The sequence below is a fragment of the Streptomyces sp. NPDC005141 genome (genome assembly GCF_053599975.1).
The window spans coordinates 214,468-241,244 of sequence record NZ_JBSFYW010000002.1 but is presented as its reverse complement, the minus strand read 5'-3'; the positions used below and the strand labels follow the sequence as shown (position 1 = coordinate 241,244).

At 71.3% G+C, this 26,777-nt stretch carries 25 protein-coding genes and 2 pseudogenes; 13 read left to right on the top strand and 14 right to left on the bottom strand.

Annotation, left to right across the window (positions count from 1 at the left end):
• The first annotated feature begins 226 nt into the window (after nt 1-226).
• The 3 genes from ACWD68_RS02485 to ACWD68_RS02475 all read left to right on the top strand — a co-directional run bounded on the left by ACWD68_RS02485 (nt 227) and on the right by ACWD68_RS02475 (nt 3,600).
• Complete coding sequence (locus tag ACWD68_RS02485) at nt 227-1,162, top strand: LLM class F420-dependent oxidoreductase (RefSeq protein WP_451804605.1); 936 nt, start codon at nt 227-229, stop codon at nt 1,160-1,162.
• Nucleotides 1,163-1,474: 312 nt separating this feature from the next.
• A complete protein-coding gene (locus tag ACWD68_RS02480) occupies nt 1,475-2,290 on the top strand; it encodes a DUF427 domain-containing protein (protein ID WP_451804604.1) in 816 nt (271 codons plus the stop codon).
• A 170-nt stretch (nt 2,291-2,460) separates the two neighbouring features.
• Nucleotides 2,461-3,600, top strand: a complete 1,140-nt coding sequence (locus tag ACWD68_RS02475) for a winged helix DNA-binding domain-containing protein (protein ID WP_451804603.1) — start codon at nt 2,461-2,463, stop codon at nt 3,598-3,600.
• A 320-nt stretch (nt 3,601-3,920) separates the two neighbouring features.
• On the opposite strand, the gene ACWD68_RS02470 is transcribed toward ACWD68_RS02475, so the two are convergent.
• A complete protein-coding gene (locus ACWD68_RS02470) occupies nt 3,921-5,441 on the bottom strand; it encodes an alpha/beta hydrolase (protein ID WP_451804602.1) in 1,521 nt (506 codons plus the stop codon).
• A gap of 97 nt (nt 5,442-5,538) precedes the next feature.
• Between ACWD68_RS02470 and ACWD68_RS02465 the strand changes: the two genes are divergently transcribed.
• The 4 genes and pseudogenes from ACWD68_RS02465 to ACWD68_RS02450 form a co-directional block, all read left to right on the top strand.
• Nucleotides 5,539-6,453, top strand: coding sequence for a helix-turn-helix domain-containing protein (locus ACWD68_RS02465; RefSeq protein ID WP_451804601.1), 915 nt, complete (start codon nt 5,539-5,541; stop codon nt 6,451-6,453).
• Between the two features lie 371 nt (nt 6,454-6,824).
• Complete coding sequence (locus ACWD68_RS02460; RefSeq protein WP_451804600.1) at nt 6,825-7,388, top strand: RNA polymerase sigma factor; 564 nt, start codon at nt 6,825-6,827, stop codon at nt 7,386-7,388.
• The gene (locus ACWD68_RS02455; RefSeq protein WP_451804599.1) at nt 7,385-8,329 is read left to right on the top strand and encodes a hypothetical protein; all 945 of its coding nucleotides are present in this window, start codon (nt 7,385-7,387) and stop codon (nt 8,327-8,329) included. Before ACWD68_RS02460 ends, ACWD68_RS02455 begins: the two co-directional genes overlap by 4 nt.
• A 151-nt stretch (nt 8,330-8,480) precedes the next feature.
• Nucleotides 8,481-8,789 (top strand): annotated as a pseudogene (locus ACWD68_RS02450) (GNAT family N-acetyltransferase); the annotation flags it as partial.
• On the opposite strand, the gene ACWD68_RS02445 reads toward ACWD68_RS02450, so the two are convergent.
• The 3 genes from ACWD68_RS02445 to ACWD68_RS02435 are packed head-to-tail and all read right to left on the bottom strand — an operon-like array spanning nt 8,745 to nt 11,397.
• Nucleotides 8,745-9,425, bottom strand: coding sequence for an ATP-binding cassette domain-containing protein (locus ACWD68_RS02445; protein WP_451804598.1), 681 nt, complete (start codon nt 9,423-9,425; stop codon nt 8,745-8,747). The pseudogene ACWD68_RS02450 and the gene ACWD68_RS02445 overlap by 45 nt on opposite strands.
• Nucleotides 9,426-9,445: 20 nt before the next feature.
• Complete coding sequence (locus tag ACWD68_RS02440; protein WP_451804597.1) at nt 9,446-10,090, bottom strand: hypothetical protein; 645 nt, start codon at nt 10,088-10,090, stop codon at nt 9,446-9,448.
• The gene (locus ACWD68_RS02435) at nt 10,087-11,397 is read right to left on the bottom strand and encodes a hypothetical protein (RefSeq protein WP_451804596.1); all 1,311 of its coding nucleotides are present in this window, start codon (nt 11,395-11,397) and stop codon (nt 10,087-10,089) included. Before ACWD68_RS02435 ends, ACWD68_RS02440 begins: the two co-directional genes overlap by 4 nt.
• Before the next feature lie 431 nt (nt 11,398-11,828).
• Between ACWD68_RS02435 and ACWD68_RS02430 the strand changes: the two genes are divergently transcribed.
• The gene (locus ACWD68_RS02430; protein WP_451804595.1) at nt 11,829-12,476 is read left to right on the top strand and encodes a hypothetical protein; all 648 of its coding nucleotides are present in this window, start codon (nt 11,829-11,831) and stop codon (nt 12,474-12,476) included.
• Between the two features lie 35 nt (nt 12,477-12,511).
• Here ACWD68_RS02430 and ACWD68_RS02425 read toward each other — a convergent pair whose 3' ends face one another.
• Complete coding sequence (locus ACWD68_RS02425; RefSeq protein ID WP_451804594.1) at nt 12,512-12,769, bottom strand: hypothetical protein; 258 nt, start codon at nt 12,767-12,769, stop codon at nt 12,512-12,514.
• A 14-nt stretch (nt 12,770-12,783) separates the two neighbouring features.
• On the opposite strand from ACWD68_RS02425, the gene ACWD68_RS02420 reads away from it, so the two are divergent.
• Complete coding sequence (locus ACWD68_RS02420; RefSeq protein ID WP_451804593.1) at nt 12,784-13,371, top strand: hypothetical protein; 588 nt, start codon at nt 12,784-12,786, stop codon at nt 13,369-13,371.
• A 179-nt stretch (nt 13,372-13,550) separates the two neighbouring features.
• On the opposite strand, the gene ACWD68_RS02415 is transcribed toward ACWD68_RS02420, so the two are convergent.
• Nucleotides 13,551-14,837: an MFS transporter gene (locus tag ACWD68_RS02415; protein ID WP_451804678.1), complete on the bottom strand. Its 1,287-nt coding sequence runs from the start codon at nt 14,835-14,837 to the stop codon at nt 13,551-13,553.
• A gap of 185 nt (nt 14,838-15,022) precedes the next feature.
• On the opposite strand from ACWD68_RS02415, the gene ACWD68_RS02410 reads away from it, so the two are divergent.
• Complete coding sequence (locus ACWD68_RS02410) at nt 15,023-15,163, top strand: hypothetical protein (RefSeq protein WP_451804592.1); 141 nt, start codon at nt 15,023-15,025, stop codon at nt 15,161-15,163.
• A 109-nt stretch (nt 15,164-15,272) separates the two neighbouring features.
• Here the strand turns inward: ACWD68_RS02410 and ACWD68_RS02405 are convergent, their stop codons facing one another.
• Nucleotides 15,273-16,196 (bottom strand): RNA polymerase sigma-70 factor, encoded by a 924-nt coding sequence (locus ACWD68_RS02405; RefSeq protein ID WP_451804591.1) that lies wholly within the window; start codon nt 16,194-16,196, stop codon nt 15,273-15,275.
• Nucleotides 16,197-16,343: 147 nt separating this feature from the next.
• Nucleotides 16,344-16,817, bottom strand: a complete 474-nt coding sequence (locus ACWD68_RS02400) for a carboxymuconolactone decarboxylase family protein (protein ID WP_451804590.1) — start codon at nt 16,815-16,817, stop codon at nt 16,344-16,346.
• Between the two features lie 339 nt (nt 16,818-17,156).
• On the opposite strand from ACWD68_RS02400, the gene ACWD68_RS02395 reads away from it, so the two are divergent.
• Nucleotides 17,157-18,800, top strand: a complete 1,644-nt coding sequence (locus ACWD68_RS02395) for a M48 family metallopeptidase (protein ID WP_451804589.1) — start codon at nt 17,157-17,159, stop codon at nt 18,798-18,800.
• Nucleotides 18,801-18,932: 132 nt separating this feature from the next.
• Here ACWD68_RS02395 and ACWD68_RS02390 read toward each other — a convergent pair whose 3' ends face one another.
• Nucleotides 18,933-20,216, bottom strand: a complete 1,284-nt coding sequence (locus ACWD68_RS02390; RefSeq protein WP_451804588.1) for a sulfite oxidase — start codon at nt 20,214-20,216, stop codon at nt 18,933-18,935.
• Between the two features lie 507 nt (nt 20,217-20,723).
• Between ACWD68_RS02390 and ACWD68_RS02385 the strand changes: the two genes are divergently transcribed.
• The gene (locus tag ACWD68_RS02385; protein ID WP_451804587.1) at nt 20,724-21,224 is read left to right on the top strand and encodes an N-acetyltransferase family protein; all 501 of its coding nucleotides are present in this window, start codon (nt 20,724-20,726) and stop codon (nt 21,222-21,224) included.
• 112 nt (nt 21,225-21,336) lie between these two features.
• On the opposite strand, the gene ACWD68_RS02380 is transcribed toward ACWD68_RS02385, so the two are convergent.
• The 4 genes from ACWD68_RS02380 to ACWD68_RS02365 form a co-directional block, all read right to left on the bottom strand.
• The gene (locus ACWD68_RS02380) at nt 21,337-21,942 is read right to left on the bottom strand and encodes a hypothetical protein (protein ID WP_451804586.1); all 606 of its coding nucleotides are present in this window, start codon (nt 21,940-21,942) and stop codon (nt 21,337-21,339) included.
• A gap of 671 nt (nt 21,943-22,613) precedes the next feature.
• Entirely contained in the window at nt 22,614-23,576 is a 963-nt protein-coding gene (locus tag ACWD68_RS02375; RefSeq protein WP_451804585.1) for a nitronate monooxygenase, read from the bottom strand.
• A gap of 147 nt (nt 23,577-23,723) precedes the next feature.
• The gene (locus tag ACWD68_RS02370; RefSeq protein ID WP_451804584.1) at nt 23,724-24,341 is read right to left on the bottom strand and encodes a TOPRIM nucleotidyl transferase/hydrolase domain-containing protein; all 618 of its coding nucleotides are present in this window, start codon (nt 24,339-24,341) and stop codon (nt 23,724-23,726) included.
• Nucleotides 24,342-24,746: 405 nt separating this feature from the next.
• On the bottom strand, nt 24,747-25,418 hold the full coding sequence (locus ACWD68_RS02365) for a DUF4232 domain-containing protein (protein WP_451804583.1): 672 nt from the start codon (nt 25,416-25,418) through the stop codon (nt 24,747-24,749).
• A gap of 155 nt (nt 25,419-25,573) precedes the next feature.
• Between ACWD68_RS02365 and ACWD68_RS02360 the strand changes: the two genes are divergently transcribed.
• Nucleotides 25,574-25,819, top strand: coding sequence for a hypothetical protein (locus tag ACWD68_RS02360; protein WP_451804582.1), 246 nt, complete (start codon nt 25,574-25,576; stop codon nt 25,817-25,819).
• Nucleotides 25,820-25,859: 40 nt separating this feature from the next.
• Here the strand turns inward: ACWD68_RS02360 and ACWD68_RS02355 are convergent.
• Nucleotides 25,860-26,279: pseudogene (locus ACWD68_RS02355) on the bottom strand (RNA polymerase subunit sigma-24); the annotation flags it as partial.
• Nucleotides 26,280-26,777 lie beyond the last annotated feature (498 nt).

Genomic DNA, 26,777 nt, shown 5'->3' with positions numbered 1-26,777 from the left:
AATCCCTGACGCGTACGTCAAAGGCAAGGCGGCCGCAGCGGCCCGGCCCGCTCGGCGAGTCGGGGGCGAAGGGAGCCTCGGTACAGCCGACATGGCGGTTCTCGGCCCACCGGCCGGGGCGCCGTGACGGGCGGGTGGCCACCCGCGAATCCCCGTTACGAGGCCGCCACAAGCTTGTCATCCAGGAGCAGGAATGCCCCTCGCGCACATGGCGGTTGCCCCAACCATGACTATCGGAGTGACGCTCAGTTCGAACCCCGACCAGCACCCGATCGAGAGCAAGGTGCGGCTTGCGAGAGAGGCCCATGAGGCCGGACTGCGTTCCGCATGGTTCGGTCAGACCTTCGCGTACGACTCTCCCTCCCTGGCCGCGATCGTCGGGCGCGAGGTGCCAGGACTGCATGTCGGGACGGCGGCGATCCCCGTCTTCGGCCGCCATCCGCTGCTGGTCGCGAGCCAGGCCCAGACAGCCCAGGCGGCGACGGGCGGCCGCTATCACCTCGGCCTCGCGCTCGGTACCAAGCAGTTCACCGAGGCAGGCTTCGGCATCCCGTACGAGCGTCCCATCGCCCGGCTCCGCGAGTTCCTCACCGCCCTGCGTCAACTGGTGGAAACAGGCGGTGCCGATTTCCACGGGGAGTTGCTGACCGCCACCACACCGCTGCCGGCGGCGGTGCCGGGCGCCGAACCCCAAGTGCCGCTGCTGGTGGCCGCGATGGGACCACAGGCGCTGCGCGTCTCCGGCGAACTCGCGGACGGCATCCTTCCCTTGCTGGCCGGGCCGCGCGCACTCGCCGAGCACATCGTCCCGGCCGTGACGGCCGCGGCCGAGGAGGCGGGCCGCCCCGCACCGCGGATCGTGGCCTTCGTCCCCGGAGTCGTCACCGCCGACGTGGAAGGAGTACGGGAGTCCGCGACCGAGGCGCTCGCGTTCTACGAGCGGTTTCCTTCCTACCAGCGTGTCATCCAGCTCTCCGGCGGCACCCGGGCCGCCGATCTGGCCGTGATAGGAGACGAGGAGACCGTTGCCGCAGAGGTGCGGCGATACCGCGAGGCCGGAGCCACGGAGGTGGTGTTCACGGCGACGGACCTGGGCGGTGCGGCCGACCGTCGCCGCACCTGGAAACTGCTCGGAGAGCTGGCACGGCCGACAGACGGTTGAGACAAGGCGCGGCGCCGAAGCCGTCGGCAGCGCCAGGGTCGGATCTGACCCGCTCGCACCCTCGTCGCCGCCGTGTGCGCAACCGCGTGTCCACGTCCCGCTCACGAGTGAGCGGGACCGCCGAAGCGCGCGACCGAGGTCCGCCGCCCGGACGGCTCCGGCACCCGAGCCGTGGCAGTGTTGAAGTGGGCCGGCAGCGACGCCGACGAAACCTCGCGGGTGTTCGACCGCCCCTGACAGCCGTGGGTCGGCGCGAAAACCGCGCCCACCTCGCCGAAGTCGCCGCGTGAGCGAGCCGAAGGAGAGCCGGTCATGACCACATTCCCCACCGCGCGAGCTGTCAGGACAACCCCGGAGGGCCTCCTGTGGGAGCCCAGCGAACGCTGGGTGCGCGGCCGCAAGGGCGAGGTCACCGTCGTCGACAGCAGGCACCCTGTCCTCGTGTGGGAGCCGGGGGTGCCGGTGCCGCTGTACGTCTTCCCGCGCGAAGAGGTCCGCGCGGACCTCCTCCGCCCCGCGAAGAACCCGCCGACGGGCACGCACACCGGATCACGGATCTTCTACGACCTCGCGCTCGACGGTGAGGTGCTGGAGAACGCGGCATGGACGTTCTCCGCCGCCGACCTGGCCGGCCACATCGGCTTCGAGTGGTTCCGGCGCGTCGGCCGGGGCCTGGACCACTGGTACGAGGAGGAGGAAGAGATCTTCATCCACCCCCGCGACCCGCACAAACGGGTGGACGCCCTCCCCAGCGGCCGCCACGTCCGGGTCGAGATCGACGGCACACTCGTCGCCGACACCCACCGCCCGGTCCTGCTCTTCGAGACGGGCCTGCCGACGCGGTTCTACCTTCCGCGCGAGGACGTCCGTCTGGAACTGTTCGCGCCCACCGATCACAGCACCGGCTGCCCCTACAAGGGCACGGCCGCGTACTGGTCGTGGCAGGGCGAGGCAAGTGTCCCGCCGAACATCGTCTGGAGCTACCCGGAGCCCCTGCCCGCGGTCGGCGCGGTCAAGAACCTCCTGGCCTTCTACAACGAGGCGGTCGACATCACCGTGGACGGTGAAGGCCTCGAACGTCCCGTCACGCCCTTCACCAGAACGCTTTCGGCGCAGACGCCGAAGTGACGGCACCAGTCGTGGTGAGGCGGGCACGCGCACAAGGAACCCCAAGGTCCAAGTCTCCCTGGTGAACAGGCAGTTAGACCGGCCGAGCCCGAGCCCAGGGTGCCAACGGCCATGGCCCCGGGATGACGGAAGGCGGCGCGCGGGGCGGGTCGGGGCGGCATAATCCGGGCGTGATCCTCACCGCGCGACAGCTCGCCCTGGCCACGCTGGACCGACAGCTCCTGCTCGAACGCGGACGCCTCGATGTGGCGGAGGCGGTCCGCCGGGTCTGCGCCCTGCAGGCACAGTCGCCCGCGTCGCCCTACCTGGCACTGTGGAACCGCGTGCGGGACTTCGTTCCCGAGGACCTCGACGCGGCGTTCACGGATCGCCGGATCGTGAAGGCGACCCTCATGCGGATCACCCTGCACGCCGTCCACGCCGACGACTACGCGCACTACCACGCCGCCATGCGGAGCACTCTGCGGGCGTCGCGACTGTACGACCGCCGCTTCACCTCGACAGAGCTGGCCGATACCGACGCCGACGCGCTGCTCCCGTGGCTCGCCGAGTTCCTGGCGCGACCCCGCACCGGCGCCGAGGTCGAGGAGGAAGCCACCGATCGTTTCGGCGAGGACGCGCACCGCTTGTGGTGGGCACTGCGGACGTACGCGCCGATTCATCATGTGCCGACCGGCGGCCCGTGGTCCTTCACACTGCCGAACGCCTACCTCGCCTCCCGCGCGGCCCCGGGGTCTGCGCCACCGGACCCGGCAGCGGGGGTGCGGCGGCTGCTGCTCGCCCACCTCCGGGCGTTCGGACCCGCGTCGGCCCAGGACTTCGCCCGGTTCACCCTGCTGGGCCGCAAAGTGATCACTCAGGCGCTGCACGAACTCGGAGACCGAGTGGTGCGGGTGACCGGTCCGGACCGTGCCGTCCTGTTCGATCTGGCAGGCGCCACGGTGCCCGCCGAGGACACCCACGCGCCGCCGAGGCTGCTGCCGATGTGGGACAGCACGCTGCTGGCCCATGCCATCCCCGGGCGGGTCATGCCCCAGGCGTACCGGCCACTGGTCGTCCGGCGCAATGGCGACATGCTGCCCACCCTGCTTGTCGACGGGCAGGTCGCCGGAGTGTGGCGCGCGGTTGACGGCAGGCTGGAACTGACCGCCTTCCGCGAACTCGGCAAGGCCGCGTGGCAGGGTCTGACCGAGGAGGCGGAGAAGCTGGCGGCGCTGCTCGCGGACCGGGATCCAGCCGTCTACCGACGCTACGGACACTGGTGGGACAAGGGATTCGCCGGCGTGGAGAGCACGACGGTCAAGGTCTGACCGCGCGAAGGAAGGCACGGTCCGGCACGTGTCGGGGCCGAGACGCTGAGAGCGCGTCGAATGCCGCTTGGAGCGCTGCCTGGAACGCTTCCGCCGTGGGGCCATGACAACCGCCTCCCCCCGGAGGCCCGCAGGAAGACGACGGCGCTCGCCGCCGTGGACGAGCGCGGGCGCGCATCCGGCCCGGCGGCAACTCCCGGGCCGGATGGGTCACTTCTGGCCCCGGGCCGGATGGGTCACTTCTGGCCCGGTGAGCACTCCCACCCGCCGGTACGGGCTTCGGTGGACTCGGCAGATTCGGTAAACGAAGCAGGGATGCCTCAGCGCTTCAAGTGCCCCAGCACAGACCGCACCGCGCGTTCCACCGCGCGGCTCGCCCGCTCGGTGTGGTCGGTCGTCTCGAACCCGTGGTGGCCGAGCGGCACGTCGATCACCTCGACATCCGCGTCGCACTCCTTGGCGGCGGCCAGGAACTCCTCGACCGTCACGGCGATCTCGGCGCGCTCCAGTTCCACCCGGGTCAACACGATCGGCAGGCGTCCGGCGGTACGCACCGCGTCCGCCGGTCGGAACCGGGAATCGACGAGCCCCCAGTTCGGCAGCGGGGCGAGGATCGGATAGGTCGCCGCCACACACCGCAGCCACGGCGGGGGCGCCGCGAGCCGGTCCGCCGACAGCAGCCCACCCGCGGAGAAGTACCAGAGCGCCACACGGTTCTCGTCGACGCGCGGATCGGCCCGTACGAGGTCGACCGCGTCGGCCAGGTCCTGGGCGGCCCGCCCGTAGTCGGCGAGATCGTGCAGCCGATGGTCCAGTGTCACGCCGACCGCTCCCCTGCCCGCCACGTAGCGGGCGTAGCCGACGAAGGCCGGCCAGTCCCTCGGTGTCGGCCGCACGTCGGGGTGGACCGGTCCGCCGTGGACGAACACCACGGCCGGCCACGGTGAACCGTCTTCGGCGGGGGCGTCGGGGAGGTGGAGATCGACGCGTCCCACCCGCTCGCGACGCCGCTCCGGTACGTCCATGAGGAACGGGCGAAGGTGTGCCGGCTCTTCGCTCACGGTCGCGGCGACCCGGTGCCCTTCTCCCGCGGCGGCCCGCAGCAGTACGTCGGCCACTTCGTCGGCGCGGGAGAGCATCGGCCAGTGCCCGGTGTCGAGTTCGAAGAAGCTCACCCCGGGGTCGGTGAGCACCTGGAAGCGCGGGTCTCCCAGGCCCACCAGGCCCTCGACCATGGCGATGCTCGAACCGTTGGCGGTGCAGAGGACGCCGGTCGACGGCAACTCGGAGACCGCCCCCGAAAGGCGGAGCGGCTGAGTCAGTGTGCCCACCGGCTGAGCGACGGCGTTCTCCGCCAGCCTCGCCAGCACGGTCGGTGAGAGCCCTTCGACACTGCCCCAGCGGTGCCACTCCTCGAGAGCGGGTGGCTGGATGCGCCACTCGTCCTCTGCCGCACCGACCCGGTTCAGCAGCCCATCCCGGACTGCTTGTTCGGGCACCAGGGCCAGGGCCTGGTCGCCGTTCCCGGGCATGCCCGCGTCCAGGTGGACGATCCGCGCGATCCGCTCCGGACGCCGGTCGGCGGCGCCGAGCACCGGGTAGATGCCGTAGCAGTGACCGACCATCACCACCTCCGCCGCGTCCACCTGGTCGATGAGCCGCAGCAGATCGTGGACATGCGTCTCCAGGTCCGTTCCGGGTCCCGCCGGGAGGGCCTGCTCACCCATGCCGGTGAGCGTCACCGGATACACCTCCGCCCCCGACTCCCGTAGCCGAGCGGCCACCTCCTGCCAGATCCAGCCGCCGGTGTGGGCGCCCGCCACCAGGACGAATGCCGTCATCCCTGCCTCCTCGCACACTGTGGTCCGCGGGGCCGGCCGTACCGGCGCTCCGCGCTCGCCGGTACGGTAGGAACTCCCCCTGAGGGAGGTTCAAGTCGTGCCGCCTGACAGCATGTGGAGCATCGGAGAGCTCGCCGAGCGCGCGGGCGTCACCGTCAAGACCGTCCGCTTCTACTCGGACCGCGGTCTGCTGCCCGAAGGCGCCCGCAGCACCGGTGGCCACCGCCGGTACGGCCCCGACGCGCTCGACCGGCTGCACCTGATCCGCTCCCTGCGCACCCTCGACCTGCCGGTTCCCGCGGTGGGCCGGATCCTGGACGAGGAGGACACGCTGGAGGACGTCGTCGCGGGGAAGCTGCGGCAGATCGGCTCGCGGCTGGCCGCGCTGCGCTGGCAGGAGGCGGCCCTCCACCTGCTCCAGGAGTGCGCCCCGGAGGAGCGTGCCGAGCGACTGCGGCTGATCGGTGCCGTGGCCGTCCCGCCCAGCACCGCGCCCCTCGCACGCTTCTGGCGGCGCTGGCTGCCGCCGCGGCTCCCGGCCCGGCTGGTCTCCGCCATCCTCGATCAGGCAGTTCCGCAGCTCCCCGAAGGCCCGACTCCGGCCCAGGTGCTGGCCTTCACCCGGCTGCACGCCTTCGTCACCGCGCCCTGCCCCGGCACCGGCCAGGGCCAGCCCGCGGCACACGGACCCGACGGGGGCCGCCCGGCCGTGCTCTACGACGGTCTCGGCGAGGCATATGGACTGGCCGCGGGGCAGTTGCGAGCGGAGCGGTCACCGCACGAGGGGGAGGCACTCGACTGTTTCGTCTCCGCCTACGCGCGCTCTCGGGGGACGCGGGACACTCCCGCCTTCCGCCGCCGGCTCAGTGGGCTGCTGGCCGCGGACCCCCGTATCGACCGCTACTGGAAACTCACCGCCGAGCTCACCGGCCCGTCGGAACCGACCCCCGGTGCCACCCATGACTGGCTCTGTGCGGCGCTGGACCATCAGATCGCCCACGTGGCGGGCTGAACCGGGCCGCCATGGTGGGTGGCGGCCACACAAGCCGCCGCCTCCGCTGTCACGGACCCGCGGAAGGAACGGCGAGCCAGGCACGGTCCGGCCGGTGACGGCTCGTCAGTGAACGGTGAGCCCTGTCGGCTCCTCGGGGCCGGACGGCTTCTCCCCTGGAACCTTGCACGCGACCGGTCAAGCACGAACGCTTCGGCCCGTAGGACCCGTAGGACCCGTAGGACCCGTAGGACCCTTAGGTCCGTGGGATCCGTAGAGCCCGTACGGCCCGACGCACCGTCGTGCGGCCGTGCGGCCGTGCGAACGCTCGCGCCGCCGCCGTGCAAGTACGGGATGAGACCGCCACCCGGCGGGCTCGGACAGGAGATTCCATGGACCCGGACGAGGATCTGCTGGTGCGCGCCGCACGCGAGCCGGCGGCATTCGAGCCCCTGGTCGATCGGCATTCCGTCGCCCTGCACGGCTATCTCGTACGCCGTGCGCCGACGGTCGCCGACGACCTGCTCTCCGAGGTGTGGCTGCAGGCCTACGCCACCCGTCACACCTACGACGTCGCGCGTGGCTCCGCCAGAGGCTGGCTGTTCGGCGTCGCCAGGAACGTACTCGCCCGTCACTGGCAGACCGTGTCCCGGGCGACCGGCCGTCCGCGGCCGTCGTCGGAGGCCTCGGAGGGCGACCCGTGGCAGGCGGTCGACCAGCGACTGGACGCCGCCGCGGTGGGACCGGAACTGCGCAGGGGGCTCGCCCGGCTTCCCGAGTCGGAGCGGGAGTTGATCCTGCTCGTGGCCTGGGAGCAGTTGACGCCGACCGAGGCCGCGGCCGTCGTCGGCATCCCCGCCGGCACCGCCCGCTCCCGTCTGCACCGGGCCCGCACGCGACTGCGGGACGGACTGTCCGGGACCACCCTCACGAACCTGACGGGAGACTTCGCATGACGCACATGGACCAGGACACCGACGTACTCGACTTCCCGGACGCCACGGCCCTCAAGGACGCCGGCCGGACCGAGCCGCCCGACCCCGCGGTGCTGGCGAGGGCCCACTCCCTCCTCCGCGGCGCGATCGCGGCGGACACCGGGCATGCCGTACCCGCCATCGCCTCGGCCACCACCGTGGTGACGCCCCGCTTCGGCCGGCGCCGGCTCGTCGCGTGCGCCGCAGCGGTCGCGGCCGTCGCGGCGGGTGTGGCCGTCCTCCCGGTGGTCGGCGTCGGCAGCGAGCCGGCGGCCAGTGCCTCGGCGGCCGATCTCTTCAACACCATGGCCGACCGCGCCGCTTCCGGGAGCGAACGGAACGCCCTCTACTGGAAGACCACCGTGAAGACCTGGGTGGAAGGCGACAAGCCCCACACCGACGACTTCTACCTGAGCCGGAACAAGCTCGTCATCAAGACCCAGAACGGCCGAACCGTCACCAAGAAGGCTCCGCCGGGCGGCACGAGCTGGAGTGTCGGCAACCGGCAGGTGAGCTGGGACAACCTCGGCAAGCTCCCCACGCGGCCGGACGCACTGCGCCGAATCCTGTCCGCGGGCGCCGAGGGATCTGCCGCCGCCGAGCAGACCGTCCGGCAGTCGGGCGAGCTGCTGACCGACTCGCCGGCCTCTCCGCGACTGCGCGCCGCGCTCTTCCGCGTTCTGGCGGACACCCCTGGCGCCGAGGTGACGGAAGGTGTGAAGGACGGAGCCGGCCGGATCGGCACGGAGATCTCCTGGAAGTGGTCCAAGGACTTCGCGCACAGCCCCCACAACCCGAACTGGATCGTGAGGCCGTCCGACGGGCAGCTCCTCGAGTTCAACAACGTGCGGGAAGACGACGCGGACCACATCACTGGACGGGGCACGTACCTGTACGCCGGGCCGGCCGACCGCGTGCGCTGAGCCGTCGTCAGCGGGAACCGCGGAGCCGGTCATCGGCGGTTCCCGCCTCGACGAACTGGGCGCCCGGACGAACCGGACGGATCATGCTTCACTGCCGAGTCGGGTCGAGCCCTTCGGTGAGCGAGTTCCCCCGGTGGTCAGCGCGCAGCGGCCGTCATGGGCGAGGTTCCTCGCCGAGCTGTGCCGAAGGCAGCCGGCTCCAGGGGTGCTCGCCTGCGACGGTGACGAGCCCGTCGGCTGGGCCGCCGTGGCACCACGCTCGGACACCTCGTTCGCCCGCAGCCGCAGGATCCCGCACATCGACGATCTCCCGGTGTGGTCGCTGTGGTCGCTGTGGTGCGTCCGCGTACGCCCCGGCCATCGGAGGAAGGGGATCTCGCACGTCCTCATCGCCGGCGCGGTCCGGGTTCTCCCGTCAAGGGACGCTGCCTGCGACCACCCCGGTGTAGCCGCCCGCCCCTTCCAGTTCCCGGGGGGATCCGACGAAGACCTTGCGGGACGCTCGGATGACCACCGCGGTGTCGCAGCAGGTACGCACGTCCTCCATGAGGTGGGTGGCCAGGACCACGGTCGTGGTGGCGCCCAAGTGCCGGAGCAGGGCGTGGAAGCGGTCCCTCTCGGCAGGGTCGAGGCCGGTGGTGGGTTCGTCGAGCAGAAGCAGCTGGGGGCTGTTCACCAGGGCCTGGGCGATCCCGACCCGGCGCTGCATTCCGCCGGAGAGCGTGCGGTACTTGGCGTCCATCCGCGCGGTCAGGCCGACTTGGTCCACGGCGCGCTCCACGGCTTCGAGGGCGCCGCGGTTGGGCATGTCCTTCAACCAGGCGGCATAGCTGACGCACTCCCGCACAGTGAAGCCTCGGAACATGCCGAACGTCTGGGGCAGGTAGCCGAGTCGGCGGCGGATCTCCATCAGTTCGGCGGGACGTCGTGGGTCGCGCCCCAGCAGCTTCAGCTGCCCTTCCACCGCGCCGGCGGCCGTGGCCAGGACGCGCAGCAGGGAGCTCTTACCGGCGCCGTTGGGCCCGAGGAGGGCATGGACACCGTGCTCCAGGTCCAGATCGAGGCTGTCGACGGCGGTGGTGCGACGGTGCCGCACGGTCAATCGGGTGGCGCTGATCACCGAGACCTCAGATCGTTGAAGGAATGCCGGCGGAGTACGAGCAGGGCGCTCAGCAGGCCGGAGGCCGCTCCCCAGACGAATTGGGCACCGCCGTCGAGCAAGTTCTTGAGCACACTGAGCAGAACGGTCCTGAAGGAGCTGACTCTGCCGTCCTGGCGCATGGACAGCTGGGCGACGGCGGTGATGATCACCAGCCAGGTACCGCTTGTCACGGCCGCGGCGAGCGTACAGCCGATGTAGGAGCCCAGAACCAGCGTGACGAGCGTCAGTCCCAGGCTGGGCACCAGCCAGGCGACCGCCCACGCCGAGACGCCCACACCTGCCGTCGCCGCGACGACGAGGAGGGGAAGGCAGACGGCGAGTACGACGCCCGTGCGCACCATCAGCAACCGCAGTCCTCCGGCCGGGGTACTGCGGATCACCGGTGCGAACGGATCGGCCCTACCGCCGTAGCTGGCCGCCACCCACATCAGGGGCAGCACCGGTGCGAGCAGCAACAGGAAGGGGAGGGAGTCCTCCGCCCCGGCTGTCGAGGCGAGCCAGGCGCCCGCCGCGCAGACTCCGGTGACGGCCAGCAGCCAGGGCCAGCGCAGGCCGGGTACGGCGCGCAGCCACGGGGGCGGGTGAGGGACGGGAATCAAGGCAGTCGTCCTCCGTCGGATTCAGGGATGCGGGGCGGGCGGCTGCCGTGTTCGACAGCTGTCAGATACCGGTCGATCCACGTCGCGCGCTCTCGTGCGGAGAGGCGGGCCAATCGGTCGGCTGCGGAGCGCTCGTCGGCGGTGGGACGGTGTGCCGGAGCTTCCCGCGTGAGCCATCGGTACAGCGCGGAGGCTTCCGGCGAAGCGGCCCCCTCGGAGGAAGCGGGACCGACGAGGCAATCGGCGAGGTTTCGCAGGCTTGCCTCTTCGCGCGGTGAGATGCCGATCGTCCACGCGGAGTCGGCTCCGTTCCTGCCCCGGCATGAGTGCAGACTGCCCTCGGTCAGCAGGTAGTGGGTGGGACCGACGCCCTCCAGTCGCCGGGACAGGCGTGCGGCCAGGTGCTTCAGGCGCTGCCGCCGTTCCTCGTACGCGGAGGAGACGCAAACGGCCGGATGGTGTCCATTGCATCGGAGCTCCCTCGCGTTGAGCACCGATCCTGAGGCATTCGCGTCCGGCGTGAGCGCCATGGACGGGATCGCTGCCACCAGCACGAGGATCAGGGCGCCCGATGTCTTCCACCGACGGGCGCACAACAGAACCGCGGTCGCCGCCACCGTGGTGAACAGGGCGGCTCTGCACCAGGGCAGCCAAGCGGGCGGACCCGGCGGCGCCCCCAGTTCGGCCCCTCCCGGGACCGCATCTCCGCTGTAGGTGAACCGGAGATCGAGGTAGGGACCGAACAACGGCTCGCCCCATGGAGAGGCGGACACGATCACCGCGGCCGGAGCGGCGAGCAGGAACACCCCTCGCAGCGGTATCGTCCGGCCCACCAGATGGGCCAGGCATGCCCAGGCCCCGAGCATCGCCGCGTCGACGGCCATCGTGTCGAGGGGCGGACGGCCCACGGGCTCCTGCGGATAGGGCGACGACACCATGACGGTCATGGCCAGCAGATAGCCGGCCAACGGCCACAGGACTCCTGAAGCCAGCCCCAACAAGTGGTAGGACACCCCACCTCGGGCGGACGTCTTCGCGGCCCAGCCCGCGTCGTCGCGTGATTCCGACCCGCCCTGCCACGCCGCGAGGAGCACCGCGCATCCCACTCCGACGGTTCTCGCGGCCAGGCCGCACGTCTCACCGATGTAGACCCAGCCGGTGTCCCGCCACATGCCCCGGGCGTACAGCCCGTCCCAGACCACGGACACGATCACCGCGGCCACCACGAGCGCCACCAGCGGACCGGCCTGCCGCCGCAGGTTCGCCCGGAGGACGATGCCGAGCGGAGTCCGTTGTTTCGGGAACACGCCTTAAAGAAGGCGTGCGGAGGTCTACGGTTCCTGGTGCTCAGGGGCGTGAAGAGGCGGAGACGAGCGTACGGGGCGCACGCGTGCACTCTCGCACGCACAGGCACGTCGCCGGTCCGGCCCGGGCCCGGGAGGGCGTAGCGCTGCAGCTTCTGCGAACTCCCGCCCGGGCGCCGACGGTTGGGGCCGTCGAGTCAGGCGCCGGTCCGACTGCCTCCCCGGTTTCTCGCACGCCTGGATATATCGTCTCAGTGACGATAACGTGGTGGCCGCAGGCATCGCGGGTGTGGAGATCCGCACATGCCGTCAACCACCCATGTCCGAGAGGAACTTCCATGCCTTCCACTCGCCGTCGCCCGAAGCATTCGGGCGGTGGGAGCACAACGGTTCGGCTCATCCCGCAGGACCCGACGTGGCTGTACGACTTCTACATGACCCACGACCTTGTGCTCGCGCCGTATCACGCGGCCTGGTCCGTAAGCCGGCGCTTCGTCGACGAGGAGATCGACGCCGCCTACCCGCCCGGGTTGGAACTCCTGCCCGAACTCGACGCCCCCACCTGCCTCGACGCCTGGAGCCGGATCCATCACGCGCTCCCGTCGGCGCTGCGCAGCAGATGGGTGGTGCACGACACTTCCCCGGACCTCGCCCAGGACAGTGCCCTCTCCGCTCCCGACGGCAGGCCGCTGATCCCCCTCCACCCCGTCACCGTGGCGGAGGACGATCTGCGCGCACTCAAGGGCGTTCGCCGGACCGTTCGCCTCGGCGCCGAAGCCAACCCCTCCCTGGTCGTGACCCGTGGAGCGGACGGTTCGGCGGACATCGAGAGCGTCGCCGGCCCCGGCGACTACCTCGGGACGATCGAACGCACGGTGGCGGTCCTCACGCTCACCCCCGACGAGGACGTCGCCACCCTGGCCGCCGCCCTCGCCTCCGACCGTTCTGACCCCGGTGCGCACGGCATCCGCCTCTCCGACCACGAGTACGCGGCCTATGAGCGCTTCGCGGACCGACTCGCGGCAGCGGCCATGACGGGAGAGTTCATCGGCGAGCGAGCCCTGTTCAGGGCCAGATACTGACGGCTCTCGCACGAGTTTCGGGAGTCAGGGCCGGGTCAGGAGGCGACCATGGCGTTCAGTCCGTAGCCCAGTTCTGAACCATCGACCAGCACCGCCTCGACCGTACGCGTACGGGGGTCGATGTCGGCCACGATGCCTTCCCCGGCGTAGCGGGGGTAGCCCGTCCCGCCTGTCTCGCCGGTCGCTTCGACGACTGCCGAGCGCACGGCTGAGTCCTGCGGGGAGACAGCGTCCTTGTTCTCGATGTATTCGGGGACGAGCAAGACGGTGAAGCGCTGAGGGTCGGTAGTCATGCTCCGGTATTTAAGTGCCTGTGTCGCCCACCGTCGCGCAGGCGCACGGCAGGTCTTCGCACACCGGCTCCGCCGGCCACTCACCGTCCCGACCACCGCTGTTCGTGTCCGACTACGGCAACGACCGGGTGGTGAGACTGCCGGCGAACGGGGGCGGTCAGAGCACTGTGCCTCTCGTCGGCGTGGTGCGTCCGACCGGTATGGCCTGGGACGCCGACCGCGATCTGTATGTGTCCGACACAGGGAACAACCGGGTGGTGAAACTGCTCGCGAAGGGCGGGGAGCAGTCCACCGTCCCCACCGTCGGCCTGTCACGCCCGCTGGGTCTCGCCGTCGACGCCCACGGCAGCCTCTGCATCGCCGACAGCTTCAACGACCGTGTCGTGAAGGTGCCCTCCGACGGGAGTGGTCAGACCACCGTCCCCACCACAGGGCTGCTTCATCCTTGGGGCCTGGCGCTGGAGAGCGACGGGGACCTGTACATCGCCGACTTCGTCAATGACCGCGTCGTGAAGGTCGCCGGGGACGGGAGCGGTCAGACCACGGTTCCGACCGTCGGCCTGTCCCAGCCGACCGGGCTGGCGCTGAACGCCGCAGGGTAGTGAGCCCCTGCGTGGCAGGGTGACGGCTGCTGACGAGCTTGGGCCGGTTCTACGCACCCGGTCACCAGGGTCGGGAGGCCCGCCCCGGCCCCGGTGACCGTTGGGCTGAAACGGCTGTTCCCGGCGACTCACCGGGCGACGGACGTCGCAGGACCGGGGCCCCGACGCGGTCGTGGGAGTCAGGGTCCGTCGGGTAGGGGGCCATGCACGGGCTGGGGAGGCATGGCGGGGCCGGACGCTTCGGGGAGGGTTCCGCCGCGCAGCTCCGGCGACCTCGCGCCGACCCAGACGACCGCGAGCAGGCAGAGGAGCCCGCCGCTGACCAGCGCGGCCGGCCCCGAGGTCCAGCCGGCGACCACACCGCCGCGCAGGTTGCCGAGGTTGGGGCCCGCCTGGCCGACGATCTGCTCGGCCGCCGTGACCCGGCCCAGCAGGGCGTCCGGCGTGTGGGTCTGCACGATCGTGCTGCGCGAGATCACCGAGACGGCGTCGGCGGCCCCGGCGAGGACCAGGAGCCCGAGCCCGGCCCACGGATCGCGCGTCAGGCCGAAGGCCGCGAGCGCCAGTCCCCAGATCCCCGCGCCGCAGAGCATCACCGGCCCGGGGCGCCCGAGCCGGGTGACCGCGCCGGACAGCGCGGAGGCGGCTATGCCGCCGACGGCGAGCGCGGACAGGAACAGACCGAGCGTGTGCGGACTGCCGCCGAATCGTTCGGCGTTGACCAGGGGGAACAGACTGGTCGGCATCGAGAGCACCGTGGCGGCCAGGTCGGTGATCAGCGCGCCGCGGACGGCCCGGTGCCCGGCGAGGAAGCGGAGGCCGTCCAGCACGCCGTGCAGCCCGGCCCGGGACGGTTCACCCGCGGGCGGCAGAGCGGGCAGCCCGAACGCGCCGTAGAAGGCGAGCCCGAAGGACAGGGCGTCGATGAGGTAGCAGGTGCCGATGCCGGCCCAGCCGAGCAGGATGCCGCCGAGCGCCGGACCGACCAGCATCATCGACTGGCCGGTGACCTGCTGGAGCGCCAGCCCGGCCGCCACCTGGTCCTTCGGCAGCAGCCTTGGTACGAACACGCCCGCCGCGGGACCACCGATCGCCGAGCAGCAGGACTGCGCGGCGACCAGACCGAGTACGCCCGCCACCGGAACGTGCCCGGTGAAGCCCTGCACCGCGAGCAGCAGAGAGAAGGCCGCCTGGCCGACGGTGGCGAGCAGGAAGATCCGCCGGCGGTCGCCGCGGTCCACCCACGCGCCCGCGAACAGGCCGAACACCACCATCGGCAGCGCCTGCGCCAGCCCCACCGCGCCGGCCCAGATCGTGCTGTGGGTCATGTCCCAGACCTGGTACATGACGGTGACCATGGTCATGAAGCTGCCCAGCACGGACACGGTCCGGCCGATCAGCAGACGCCTGAACACGGGGGACGTACGCAGGGGCCGGACATCGATCAGGGTTCGGGCGAGGCCCATGAGGGGACGGCGGGGCGCGCGGGGGTGGTTCACGTCGCGGAGGGTAACCGGCGCCGTTCGAGCAGGGCGAATCCTTTGTTCTCGTCTCGTCGTGGGGACGCTGCTGACCGCATGGCGGGAGAACGACGCCACGGCGAACCACGTCCTGGCGTTCCTGGACCGGAGTCCTGGCGTGCCTGGACCGGATGGGCCCCGAGGCGGCACCGGCGCTGCCCCTCATCCGGGCGGAGTTGGTCCTCGCCCGCCGCGGAGGCCGGTTCAAGGGTGTCGAGCAGGACGAGGAACTGCGGCGCATCGGCCGGGTGATCCTCACCCGGCTCGCCTGACGCCTGGCGAAGGGCGGCCCGGCACAGCACGAGGCGCCCCCGCGGCCGCGGGCATGCGCCGCCGACCAGCGAGCCGGCCCCCCGCTTTCGGGGCCGCCCCTTTCCGGGGTCAGTCCAGCTCTCGGCGGGCCTGCTTCACCTCACGGTCGACGGCCCACGCGTCGGCGACCGGCCCGAGGTGGCAGAGCTTGTCGGGATTGATCACCGAACGGATGGTCTGGATCTGCCCGGCCAGCACATCGAGGGCCAGGGTGTGCAGCACCCTGCCGTCCCGGTCGCGGAAGACCGCGCCGGGCTGGCCGTTGACCTCGTGCGGCTCGAACGTCACGTCGATCCGGGCCATCAGGGGATACACGGAGGCAAGCAGCCTGGCGACGTGCTCGGCCCCGATGACGGCCTTGGCCAGCTGCGGGGCCTTGCCGCCGCCGTCCCCGACCAGCTGAACGTCGCCGGCCAGCAGATCCCGCAGCGCGTCCACATCGCCGTCCTTCAAGGCGTCGAAGAACCGTGTCGCCAACTCCTGACGCTCCTGACGGTCCGCTTCGAACCGAGGGCGCCCCGCCTCCATGTGCCGCCGCGCCCGCACCAGCAACTGCCGACACGCAGCCTCCGAACGCCCCACCGCTGCGGCGACCTCGTCGAATCCGAAGGCGAACACCTCCCGCAGCACGAACACCGACCGCTCCAGTGGGCTGAGCCGTTCCAGCAACAGCAGGGCCGCCATCGAGACGGAGTCGGCCAGCTCCGCCGATCGCTCCGGATCCTGATAGGGATCGCTCAGCAGCGGCTCGGGCAACCACGGCCCCACGTACTCCTCCCGCCGTACGCGCGCGGAGCGCAGTATGTCGATCGAGATCCGCGTCACCGTGGCGGACAGATAGGCCTTGGCCGACGTGGGCGGGGTCGTCGAGCGGTCGAGGCGCAGCCATGTCTCCTGCACCGCGTCCTCGGCCTCACTCACGCTGCCCAGGATCCGGTAGGCGATCGAGAACAGCAGCGGTCGCAGCTCCTCGAACTCCTCGACCTTGCTCACGGTGCATCCCCTTCCCTTGCGTGACCTTCCCGCCGGGCTGTTCTGGTCGGCGCAGACACCTTCAGCGCTCATCCGGACCCTTTGCGGGCCATGCTCGAGCCTGAGCCTGGCCCCGCAACCGGGCCCCGGGCCATTCGCTGACGCCGCTCAGTGGAACTGCCCGGGCTCGTAGCTGCCGGCCGGCTGCCGGGTGATGATGTTCAGCCGGTTCACCGCGTTCATGAAGGAGACCAGGACCACCAGTGCGGTGAGCTGTTCCTCGTCATAGTGCTTTACGGCGCGCGCCCACACTCCGTCGCTGACGCCCGTTGCCGTGTCCGCGACCCGGGTCCCCTCTTCCGCCAGGTCGAGTGCGGCGCGCTCGGCCTCGGTGAAGACCGTGGCCTCCCGCCACGCCGCGACCAGGCTCAGCCGGACCGAGCTCTCGCCCGCGGCCGCGGCCTCCTTGGTGTGCATGTCGATGCAGACGGCGCATCCGTTGATCTGGCTCACGCGCAGCGCCACCAGTTCCTGTGTCCCGGCCGGCAGCGGCGACTCCTTCAGCGCCTTGCCCGCGGACATGAAGTACTTGAGGGCCTTACCTGCGGTCGGGTCGGCGAAGTAGTTGAGTCGCGGGTCCATTGTGGGCTCCTCTGCGGTCGTCGGTGGCTACACCCTCTGAGACGAGGTAGCCCGGCTGCCTGTGACATGAGCTGACACACGGGCGCATGGGGCCTGCGTATCGCGGTCCTGGTCCGGCCCGCGCCACCCGGTGACGTGCGCCGGCCGCCGGAGGTGAAGTCACTGGGAAGAAGCGGCAGTTGCCCTGCGCCGCAGTGTCGGAAGGGAACGGGGCGGAACATGACGGGGCGGGGAAGGGAAGGGCAGGACGAGAACCGGACCGGCGATTTCCAGCCATGCGGATAGGATCCGCGATCATCGCTGGTCCGTCCGGACCGCCGAGTTCCGTGGGGCTTTCCGATGACGTTGCGGCTGCGTGCTGTGCGCGCCTTTTTCCTGCTGGTCGGCTTCTTCCAGATAGGCATCGCTCTGCTGGCGGCCATGGCGGTGCTCGACTGGCTGCTGGTCACCCGTCTGCTGATCGCGCGGGCGGTCCGGTTCGAGGGCATGATCGTGACCGTCACCATTCTGCTGGCCTTGGTGATCCTGAGCGGCATGTACACCTTCCTGCGAGCCGGACGCCTCCGCCCGGTACGGGAGGCGGTGGCGGTCGGCCCGGACGACCAGCCCGAGCTGTGGGCGCAGGTCCGGGCCGCTGCCGAGGTCGCGGGACAGAGGCCGCCGGACGAGCTGTACCTGGGCGCCGAGGTGAACGCGGGGGTCGCCGAACAGAGCCGCCTGCAGGGGCTGTTGTCCGGACGGCGCCGCATGGTGCTGGGTCTGCCCCTGCTCGCCGGTCTGACCGTCCCGCGGCTGCGTGCCGTCCTCGCCCATGAGTTCGGGCACTTCGGCAACCTCGACACCCGACTCGGAGGTGTGGTCATGCGTGGCAGGGAAGCGGTGCTGCACACGGTGGAGATGTTCAGAGGGGGCAGCACCTCGCTGCACCGGGCGATGGGCTCCCTGTACGTGGGCTACGCCCATATGTTCCTGCGTACCTCGCAGTCCGTGGGCCGCGACCAGGAGTTCGCCGCGGACCGGGTGGCCGCCCAGCATGCGGGCCGTGACGCGACGGTCGAGATGCTGCGAGCCCTTCCGGTTCTCGACGCCGCCCACGCCCACTACATGGAGACCTACGCCGGGATGGGCGAGCCGATGGGAGCGCTGCCCCCGGTGGGCGAGGTGCATGGCGGATTCCGGCGACTGCTCGCCGCCCGGCCGGGCGAACGGCTCGCCGAACTCTCCGCCGGGCGCCGTCCCTCACGTCCGCACCGGTACGACTCGCACCCGCCGTTCGCCGAACGGCTCGCCCTGATCGAGAAGCTGCCCGCCGACGGCCGGACCGACGACGCGGCCGCGCCGGCCGCGCTGAACCTGTTGCGCGACGCGGAGGGGGTGTTCGCGGCCTTGGAGGCTCGCACGCTGCCGCAGGGGGCGGCAGCGTCACGGCACATGAGCTGGGAGGACCTCGTCATGGCCCGCGCGGTGGTCGACGCCGAGGACTGGTCCCGGCCGCTGAGGGTCGCCGTCGCCAGGGTGCTGCGCTCCTCGGTGCCGGTGCCGGTGCCGGTGCCGGTGCCGGTCGCGGTCGCGGTCGCGGACGGGGCGGTACCGGCCCGTCAGGGTGCCCCGGCCGCGCAGGGGGAGGACGCCGCTCTGCCCACTCTGGAACAGGTGTTGGACGCGTTCGACCGGGGCCTGCTGTGGACGGAGGTCGCCGACCGCATGCCCAAGCCTCCCCAGGCGGCTCGGCTGCTCGGACCGTCGGCCCGCAACTTCATCCGGCCCAGGATCTTCGACGGGCTCGCCGGCATGGTCCATCTTCACCTCGCCCGGTCCGGACGGGCCACCCCCGACATCGCCTGGTCGGAGCCGCCCGGGCTCGCTCTGCCCGAGGAGTGGGAAAAAGGGATGGACGACGCTCTCGACGCGGCCGTCGCCGACACACCCGACACGGCGCCACTGCGCTCCCTGCTCGCGGGCACGGAGTCCGTGCCCGCGTAACCACCGCTGAGGGGACGGTTGTTGACCGGCGGGAACAGCCGCAGCCGGCCGTTCCCGCTCGGTGTCCGTCCGAGTGACCCGCCCTGCCCACACCGAGGCCGGGCACGGACCGGTCGTTTCGACGCGTTGGTGCTAGGCGGCCGGCCGATCGATCACCGTGACGGGGTGACGGACCACCGCGTCGAATAGGTAGCCCTGGGTGTTGGGCGTGGTGGTGTCGGGCTGGGTGCGGCCCGCCGTGTCGGTGGCCCGGGCCAGCAGAGCGGTGGGTCCGGGCGTGGTGGGGTGCCAGTCCAGGGACCAGCGGGACCAAGTGGCGGAGCGGGGGCGGTCGTGCAGGTCGGCGCGCCGCCAGGTGGCACCCGCGTCGGTGCTGACCTCGACGCGCCGGATGCCGCCGGCGCCCGACCAGGATCGGCCGGTCAGCCGGTGCCGTACCCCTGAGTCGAACGTCGCGCCCGCGCCCGTCTCGAAGGCGCTCTTGAGGGTCTGACGAGTGAGCGGGGCGCTGCCCTCGGCCGGATGGGTGGGCCCGAAGAGCCGGTAGAAGTCGGTGTTCCAGGGCGAGTAGAGCGGCTGGTCGGAGACCTCGATGTCGCCGACCCACTTGATGTTGGATATGCCCACCCAGGAGGGGACCAGGACGCGGACCGGGTGGCCGTGGTCGTGGGGGAGCGGCTCGCCGTTCATCTCGTACGCGAGGATCACGTCGTCCAGCGCCTTGGTGACGGGCAGCGGGCGACGGACCCGGCCGAGATTGACCCCGCCGGTCACGTACTCGTCGTCCAGGCCCCGGGGCTGGAGATCCACCGCGTGCCGGGTGAGCCCGGCGAGCCGCAGCACGTGGGACAGCCGCACGCCCCGCCAGCGGGCGGCGCCGATCGCGCCGAGCGTCCAGGCGGTGCCCGTCACGGTGTCGCCCTGCTGGGAGGTGAAGTAGCTCCGGCCATTGCCCGCGCACTCCACGAACGCGTCGAGCGTCACGGACGGCAGCCGTCGCAGGCCGTGGAGGTCAAACTCCACCGCCCGGTCGAGACCCGGCGCGCCGCGTAGTCCGCTGCCCCACACCTTGAGCCGCCAACTGGCCTCGTCCAGAACGGGGGTTGAGGTGTGGTTGCGGACGAAGAACCGGTCCACGGGCGTGTGGAATCCCGTACCGCGGAACGCGGACCAGTTGGTCTCGGCGTTGGTGCCCCGGATCGTGAACAGCTCCGGCGGCAGCGGCTTGACGATGCCGGGACCGACCGCGGGGGTGTCGGCGTACGCACGGACCGGCCGGCCCGCCAGGGTGGTCAGCACGCCCGCCGCGGCGGCCAGCCGCAGCATGTCGCGCCGGGACACCCCCTCGGCTCTGGCCTCACCGGAGAGCCATTGGCGCAGGCGGCGGCGATCGTAAGCGGACTCGTCGATAGGCATGGGCAACTGCTCCCTGGGAGAAATGGGGGGACAGAGCGGAGCCCGCGGGTCGCCGTACGGGCTGCAGACGCGGCCGACGGCGGATCCGCGGGAGCGGGTTTCGACCCGCGCAAGGAAGGCGATCCGACGATCCGGAGATCTGCTTGGTCAGCGGGTCGAGGGCACAGCGGATCGACCCGTCACCGCGGCGGACGTCGTCAGATCAACGTGTCAACAACAACAGCGGTCGTGCGGCGTGAGGCGGCACACGACGGAGGTAAGGCTATTGGTGACCACGGACCGATCGTAGATCCGGGCGTGCCGCCGCGTCAGCCTTACGGGCATTCTGCTGCCGCCCGGGCGTTCGTCCCGCGCGACTCGGACGGGAGACACGGCGGGACCGCGCGGCAACCGTTCAGCAGGATGCCGGGGAAGGCACGGAGCCGGTCGTCGAGAACGGCTCGGCATCGGCGGCGACCGCATGACCCATGGTCGTCAGCGGTCGACACGGCTGGATAGCCTGCCCGGATGTCACCGTTGTCGCTCTCGCCGCTCCGTTTCTCCCCCGAAGAGATCGCCGAGGTGGTCGGGCTCTACGCGAGCAACCCGGAGTACTGCCGTGCCTCGGGCGAGTACGACCCGGAGCGCATTCAGGCCGACAGGGTCGAGGCTGATCTGCGGGACGAGGCCGACACCGAGGGCTGCGAGGTCCTGCTGGCCCGCGACGTGCAGGGCCGGATCGTCGGTCTGGTGTGCCTGCTCGACCGTCACCCCACCGACGGACATCCATGGATCGGAATGCTGCTGGTGCACGGGAGCCTTCGCCGCCTGGGTCTCGGCCGACGGCTGACCGCGCTCGTCGAGGAACGGTTCCGCCACGAGGGCCGGGACGGCCTCCGGCTGGCTGTCCTGGAGAACAACCCGGGCTCGCTGACCTTCTGGCGTTCCCTCGGCTGGCAGGAGATCGACCGCCGACCGGACCGCCAGTACGGCCGCCCCTGCATCGTCATGCACAAGCGACTGGCCTGAGGGCGGGGCCGTCCTTGCGAAGGCGACTGGTCCGAGGGCTGGACCGTGCTTGTCGATGTCGAGGACGGTCCAGCCCTCCGCCTGTGACCAACAGCCCATCGCCGTCCGGGTCTCAGGGCCGCAGGCCTGCCTGCCTGAGCGTGACCTTGGACAGGTCGGCGATGACCTGCTGGTCCCCACGGCGCCAGGCATCGGCGAGGCCACCCGGCGGGGCGGGGACCGCGGCGAGATCGCGCTGCGGTCCGGTGAGGGCGCGCAGAGCGAGCAGGTCCGTGCCTCCGGGGGCGTCGAGAAGGCGTCGGGTGGTGGCGCTGCGCCGGATCCAGCGCAGGCGCGGGGGCAGCCACAACACCAGCACGAAGGCCACTGAGAGGACGACCAGGGCGAGTGCGGTCAGTGTGGCCACACGGCTCACCAAGTGCTCCAACGACTGTCCGGCGTCGGAGAGATCGGTGGCCGCCCCGGCGGCGGACTGGAGCGGCTTCTTCAGGGTGTCCCCGACGAACGGCACTTTCGAGGCCGCGTCGCCGGCGTCGTCGAGGCCGTCGGCGAGGTTGTCGCCCGCGCTCTGGGCCTTCCGTCCCGGCTCGGCCAGCAGCATGATCGCGTCGTGGACGACCAGGGCGAACTTCACCACGGCCGCGATCACGGCCACCGCGATCAGGTCGGCGAACACCTGACGGCTCCGACGCGCTGGGGTCTGGGCGTAAAGGCGCATGGGCGAGCTCCTGTTCCGGCGATGCCATGGAAGCGGGGCCGGCTCCGGCCGTGTGCGGTCCGGCGTCGTGATGGCGGGGCTCGGCCGGTCGCTTGCGTCTGTGGGACTCCAGGTGGATTTCGAGGTACGGGTGTCCCCGGCTCGTGAATCGAAGCGGTCGAGCGGTGTTCTGCCGGATGCCGAGAGATGGTCCTTGGGCCGGAGCGGAACGACTCTCCGGGCAATGGTGACATTCCGTCAGAGTGACTTCCCGTCTTTCGGGAAGGTCGTGCACGCGGATGGCGCGCCCTGCCGCACGAGGCCTGCCGTCCGAGCAGTACGGGGAGGAAGGTGCCCATCCCCTGGAGGGACGCGCCGCCGGGCGCTCCGGCACCGCGCGGCCGGGGCGGAAACGTGACGCGCTCGCAGCCCGCGTACAGCACGGCGAGCAGCGCGACGGCCTGCCACCCGAGGCCCTCCGGTCGGCGACGTCCGGGGGAGCGAGGTGCCGTCACGCGCCTCCACCTGTTCCGCGAACGTCCGGCGCGGCCACTGACCCCGTCGCCGAGCGACGGACGTACGTACGGGCGCATGGCCAACCCGCGCGCCATCGGGTGACTGGAGCCGCACGGCCGGAGCACGTGGCGGTACGGCTCCGGCCGTCGCCACTCTTGGCGTGCGTGCCGCTCCAGTCAGTGCCCGGCCGCTCGGGCCAGGGCATCGGCGGCCTCGGAGGCCAGGGTGGTGACCAGTTCAGCCGCGCGTGGCACGTCACTGACGAGGTCGACGGCTTCGCTCGCCCAGACCGGCAGCGGGGGCACATCGCCGCGTGCCACGTCGGCCTGATAGGCCAGGCGGGCCGCCGCGGGGTCCGCCGCGAGCTCGGCCTCCCGGCCCTTCCACCGGTCGAGGTGGGGATGGGCCAGCGTGCGGGCCGAGTATTTCGACGGCCATCGGGAGCCTCGGACGATGTCGAGGATGCGGTTGCGTTCGGTGTCCTGCCCGCGTCCCTCGACGAGCGCCTCGACCGTCGAGGGATCGACCAGGGCCTCGGCCGTGGCCTGGAAGCGGGTGCCGATGACTGCCCCGGCGGCGCCCAGAACCAGGGCGGCCGCCACGCCACGGCCGTCCGCGATCCCACCGGCCGCCAGCACAGGTACGGGTTCCGCCAGGTCCACCACCACCGGTACGAAGGTCAGCGTGGATCGTCCGCGCCGGGCGCCGTGCCCGCCGCTCTCGGTGCCCTGCGCCACGATGACGTCGGCGCCCAGGTCCACCGCCTGCCTGGCTTCGTCCAGATCGGTGACCTGAATGATCACGGCCGCGCCGGTCGCACGGACCCGTCCGACGAACGGGCTCGGATCTCCGAAGGAGAACATCACCGCTCCGGGACTGTGCTCCACCGTCCGCTCGATCACGTCCATGGTGATCGCCCAGGTCTGGAACCCGACACCCCATGGCTTCCCGGCCCCCGCCACGATCGGCAGCTCGCGCGCCAACCAGTCCGGGTCGCCGCCCCCGGCGCCCAGCAGACCGAGCCCGCCACCGCGCGAGACGGCCGCCGCCAGCTCGCCGCCGGCCGATTCCCCCATCGGAGCCAGGGCGATCGGGTGCCGGACACCGAACAGCTTCGTGAACGCGGTCGACAATGGCATGACCGCAATCATCGCCCTTCTCCTCGATGCCGGTGGCTGCTCGCCGCGATGCCTGCGGCCGGACCATCGGGCGGAGCGGGCGAGGGAGCAGCCGACAGGACTCCGCGAGGGCAACGCCAGGCTGGTGCCCTGGCGTACGCCTGGCGGTCAGAGACTGGTGAACAAGTCGTCGAGCGGGGCGGGGACCTGGTCGGGATCGAGGGCCTCGACGAGGACGCGGCCGTAGCGGATCTTGCGCCCCTTCTTCGTGCCGAGAAAGCGCCGCAACTGCTGCTCCGAGGTGCGGCCCCGCTGCGCGGGCTGGCGCAGGAAGGTCCGCAGGGCGCGCAGGTCGCCCTCCGCCCGGACGAGCTCCGTCACCCGGGTGACCCCCAGCGCGCGGATGAGCTCGTCCTCGAGATCGGCCGCGCAGACGAAGAACTCTTGCTGCGCCGCACTTGTCTGCTCCAGGGCGCGGGCGTAGTAGGGACGCTCCCGCTCGTCGCACAGTCCCGTGAGGCGGAGGCCCAGGCCGGGTGGCCCGAGGAGCCGGGCGTAGCGCCCGACGCTCATGGCACCGCCCATCGGCAGCACGCACACTCCCTCGGCCGCCAGGTCCCGGCCGCGAGTGTCGGCCAGCGCGCCGACCGCTGCGGCGTCGCTCGGCCCTTCGAGCAGGACAGCTGCCCGGACGGACAGCCGCGCGGCCAGCTCGCGCGCGGGGTCACCGGGGCCACCGGCGGCCCATGCGGTGACCGCTTCCCGGAACGAACCCATGTCAGCCACGAGACGAGTCTGCGCCCTTCCCGGCCGTCGCGGTAGGGAATTTCCGTCGGCGAGCAGAGCGTCCGGTCGGCCGGAACGACAGCCGGATCGACGGCCGGATCGAGGGCCCGGTCGTCTCAGGCGGATCAAGCGTGTCCGGAAGCCCCGCCGATGACCGTTGTCGAGCCACTCGCAGCGGGGCTGGACACCCCGGCACTCTGTGAGCCCACCGGCACCCAGGCCGCGTCGGGCTGCGCCGGAGGCGGGAACCCGGTGAGGCTGTCATCGGCGGCCGGCTCCCGCGGCCGGTCGCTCTCCCCTGACGAGGCGACCGGCCACAGGGCACTCGCCAGGGTGGCGGATGTCTCGTACATCCGCCCAGGACCTCACCTGGTCCAGGAGGCCTGCTCTCCTGCCGCGGAGTGATCAGTACGTGAGCGCGTCCTCGGCGGTGCCGAAGAAGCTGGTGACCTGGCCGTCGTTGACCGTGATGGGGCCATCCTTGATCGACACCGTCGTCGGGCTCTCGGAAGCGGTGAGCGCAACCTCCACCTTGTCGGCGCTCTTGCCGCCCGCGGTGTCGGCGCGCGAGAACATGATCCCGGCGTAGGCGCTCTCGCCGGTCTCCAGGATCCAGTCCTTGCCGTCGGGTCCCATGTGCTCGGCGGCACCGTCGAGCCCCGGAATCGTGATCACGAGCTCGTTCGCCGACAGCAGACAGGGGTCGCTGCCCTTGTTGGTCGCGGTCAGCAAGGCGTGGTTGACGGGCCTGGACGCGACGGTGACGTTGTAGGTCAGGTCGGCCGTCTCGCACATGCCCACACCGCCGTCCTGACCGTCGTCGGACCCGGGCTCCGATGACGGCGTGGTGCTGGGGTTGTCGGAGGAACTCCCGCTGTCGCCGCCACCGTCACCCGGGTCGGCCGACGAGGACGTGTCGGCGCCCTTGCCCGTACTCGAAGCGGACGGGCTCGCCTTCGTGCCCGGGGTCGCCGTGTCCTTCTCGGCGTCACCGTTGCATGCGGTCAGTGCCATGAGGCCGAGCGACAGAGCGGCGAGTACGGCGGTGGTACGGCGTGAACGAGCTGCGTAAGCCATGAGAAGCCCCCCGGGATTCGGAATGTCCCGGTGATCGTGCCTCATGGAAGCGACGTTTCCGCCCGCTCGTACCGAGAGGGAGCGATCTTTGAACAGGGTTGTGACACTGTCACGGTGGCCATGGCGAAGGAGTACCGGGCGCAGAGACGCCTTCGATGAACTGGGGGCCGGTGCTCTGGGGCGGGTTCACACTGGTGGTCCTTCTGGTGGAAGTGGCTCTGCTGCGGTGGGCGCATCCGCTCGCGTGGTCGATCCAACTGCTCGTCCTGGTAGCCGCGTTGATCATCACGATCACCGTCTGGCGCACCGAGTGCGAGCGCGCCCACCCCTCTCCGCCGATGTCGTGCCCGACCCAGGCGGGCGTGCCGTGCGCTCCGCGAGGCACCATTCCCTCTCCCTGACTTCGGGGCGGCCGGGACCGTCACGGCATCGCGGGTCCCGTCATCGCAGGGTGAGCGGGGTCTCGGATTCGACGCGGGTCAGTTTTTCCGGGTTGCGGACGTAGTAGAGCCCGGTGATGCGGGCGTCCTCGACACGGATCGCCATGACGCCGTCGATCTCGCCGTCCAGGCGTACGACGAGCGCCGGGCTGCCGTTGACCAGCGTCGGGTGACCGGTGATCGTGCCGTCCACCTTGCCGGAGCCGCCGAGGTAGAAGCGGACCACCTTCCCGGCACCGACGACCGGCCGCAGCGCGGCCCGCTTGATGCCGCCGCCATCGCTGACAAGGACGACGTCCGGGGCGAGCACGTCGAGGAGGTCCTGGGGGTTCCGGGTTTCGAGCGCGCGCTGGAACGACTCGAGGACCGCCCGGATCTCGCTCGGGGAGACCACCTTTCGAGGGCGGCGGGCGTCGACGTGCGACGGGCGCGGGTTGATCAGTGTCACGGTCACGTCGTCGCGCTGTGTCAGGCGATTGGCCGTCATGACACCGGCGTACCCGCCGCCGATCACGACGACATCAGTGTTCCCGGTCATGGTGTCTCCTCCGGTTCCAGGGGTTCGGCCTCAAGACACCGCCCGACCGATCGCTGTGACAGCATGTGATGCAGATCACTTCAGAGTCGTCGATCTTCGCCGAGGACTTCCCCTTCCCTGAAGGCGTTCCGGCATCGCGCATCCGCGACGAGCTGTCGTCCATGCGTCGGCCATGCTTCGTCGGCCATGCGCGTGTCTCCCGATCCCGGGATCCGCGATGGCCAGGCGTACACGCCGCCGCGCGCGATGGTTGTGCCCGGTGCCCGGTCGCAGGCCGCCGCTGAGCGTTGGTGCGCCGCCTTTGCCGCCGGGTACACGATCGAGCGCGACACCCGTGGCCGGGGCGATTCCCTGGACCCGCTGCACGCCGTCCCACGCCGC

Coding starts and splice junctions, on each gene's coding strand:
- ACWD68_RS02485 (WP_451804605.1), top strand. CDS start 227: ATGACTATCGGAGTGACGCTCAGTTCGAACCCCGACCAGCACCCGATC.
- ACWD68_RS02480 (WP_451804604.1), top strand. CDS start 1,475: ATGACCACATTCCCCACCGCGCGAGCTGTCAGGACAACCCCGGAGGGC.
- ACWD68_RS02470 (WP_451804602.1), bottom strand. CDS start 5,441: ATGACGGCATTCGTCCTGGTGGCGGGCGCCCACACCGGCGGCTGGATC.
- ACWD68_RS02460 (WP_451804600.1), top strand. CDS start 6,825: ATGGACCCGGACGAGGATCTGCTGGTGCGCGCCGCACGCGAGCCGGCG.
- ACWD68_RS02455 (WP_451804599.1), top strand. CDS start 7,385: ATGACGCACATGGACCAGGACACCGACGTACTCGACTTCCCGGACGCC.
- ACWD68_RS02430 (WP_451804595.1), top strand. CDS start 11,829: ATGACCCACGACCTTGTGCTCGCGCCGTATCACGCGGCCTGGTCCGTA.
- ACWD68_RS02425 (WP_451804594.1), bottom strand. CDS start 12,769: ATGACTACCGACCCTCAGCGCTTCACCGTCTTGCTCGTCCCCGAATAC.
- ACWD68_RS02415 (WP_451804678.1), bottom strand. CDS start 14,837: ATGGGCCTCGCCCGAACCCTGATCGATGTCCGGCCCCTGCGTACGTCC.
- ACWD68_RS02410 (WP_451804592.1), top strand. CDS start 15,023: ATGGGCCCCGAGGCGGCACCGGCGCTGCCCCTCATCCGGGCGGAGTTG.
- ACWD68_RS02400 (WP_451804590.1), bottom strand. CDS start 16,817: ATGGACCCGCGACTCAACTACTTCGCCGACCCGACCGCAGGTAAGGCC.
- ACWD68_RS02395 (WP_451804589.1), top strand. CDS start 17,157: ATGACGTTGCGGCTGCGTGCTGTGCGCGCCTTTTTCCTGCTGGTCGGC.
- ACWD68_RS02390 (WP_451804588.1), bottom strand. CDS start 20,216: ATGCCTATCGACGAGTCCGCTTACGATCGCCGCCGCCTGCGCCAATGG.
- ACWD68_RS02385 (WP_451804587.1), top strand. CDS start 20,724: ATGTCACCGTTGTCGCTCTCGCCGCTCCGTTTCTCCCCCGAAGAGATC.
- ACWD68_RS02380 (WP_451804586.1), bottom strand. CDS start 21,942: ATGCGCCTTTACGCCCAGACCCCAGCGCGTCGGAGCCGTCAGGTGTTC.
- ACWD68_RS02375 (WP_451804585.1), bottom strand. CDS start 23,576: ATGCCATTGTCGACCGCGTTCACGAAGCTGTTCGGTGTCCGGCACCCG.
- ACWD68_RS02365 (WP_451804583.1), bottom strand. CDS start 25,418: ATGGCTTACGCAGCTCGTTCACGCCGTACCACCGCCGTACTCGCCGCT.
- ACWD68_RS02360 (WP_451804582.1), top strand. CDS start 25,574: ATGAACTGGGGGCCGGTGCTCTGGGGCGGGTTCACACTGGTGGTCCTT.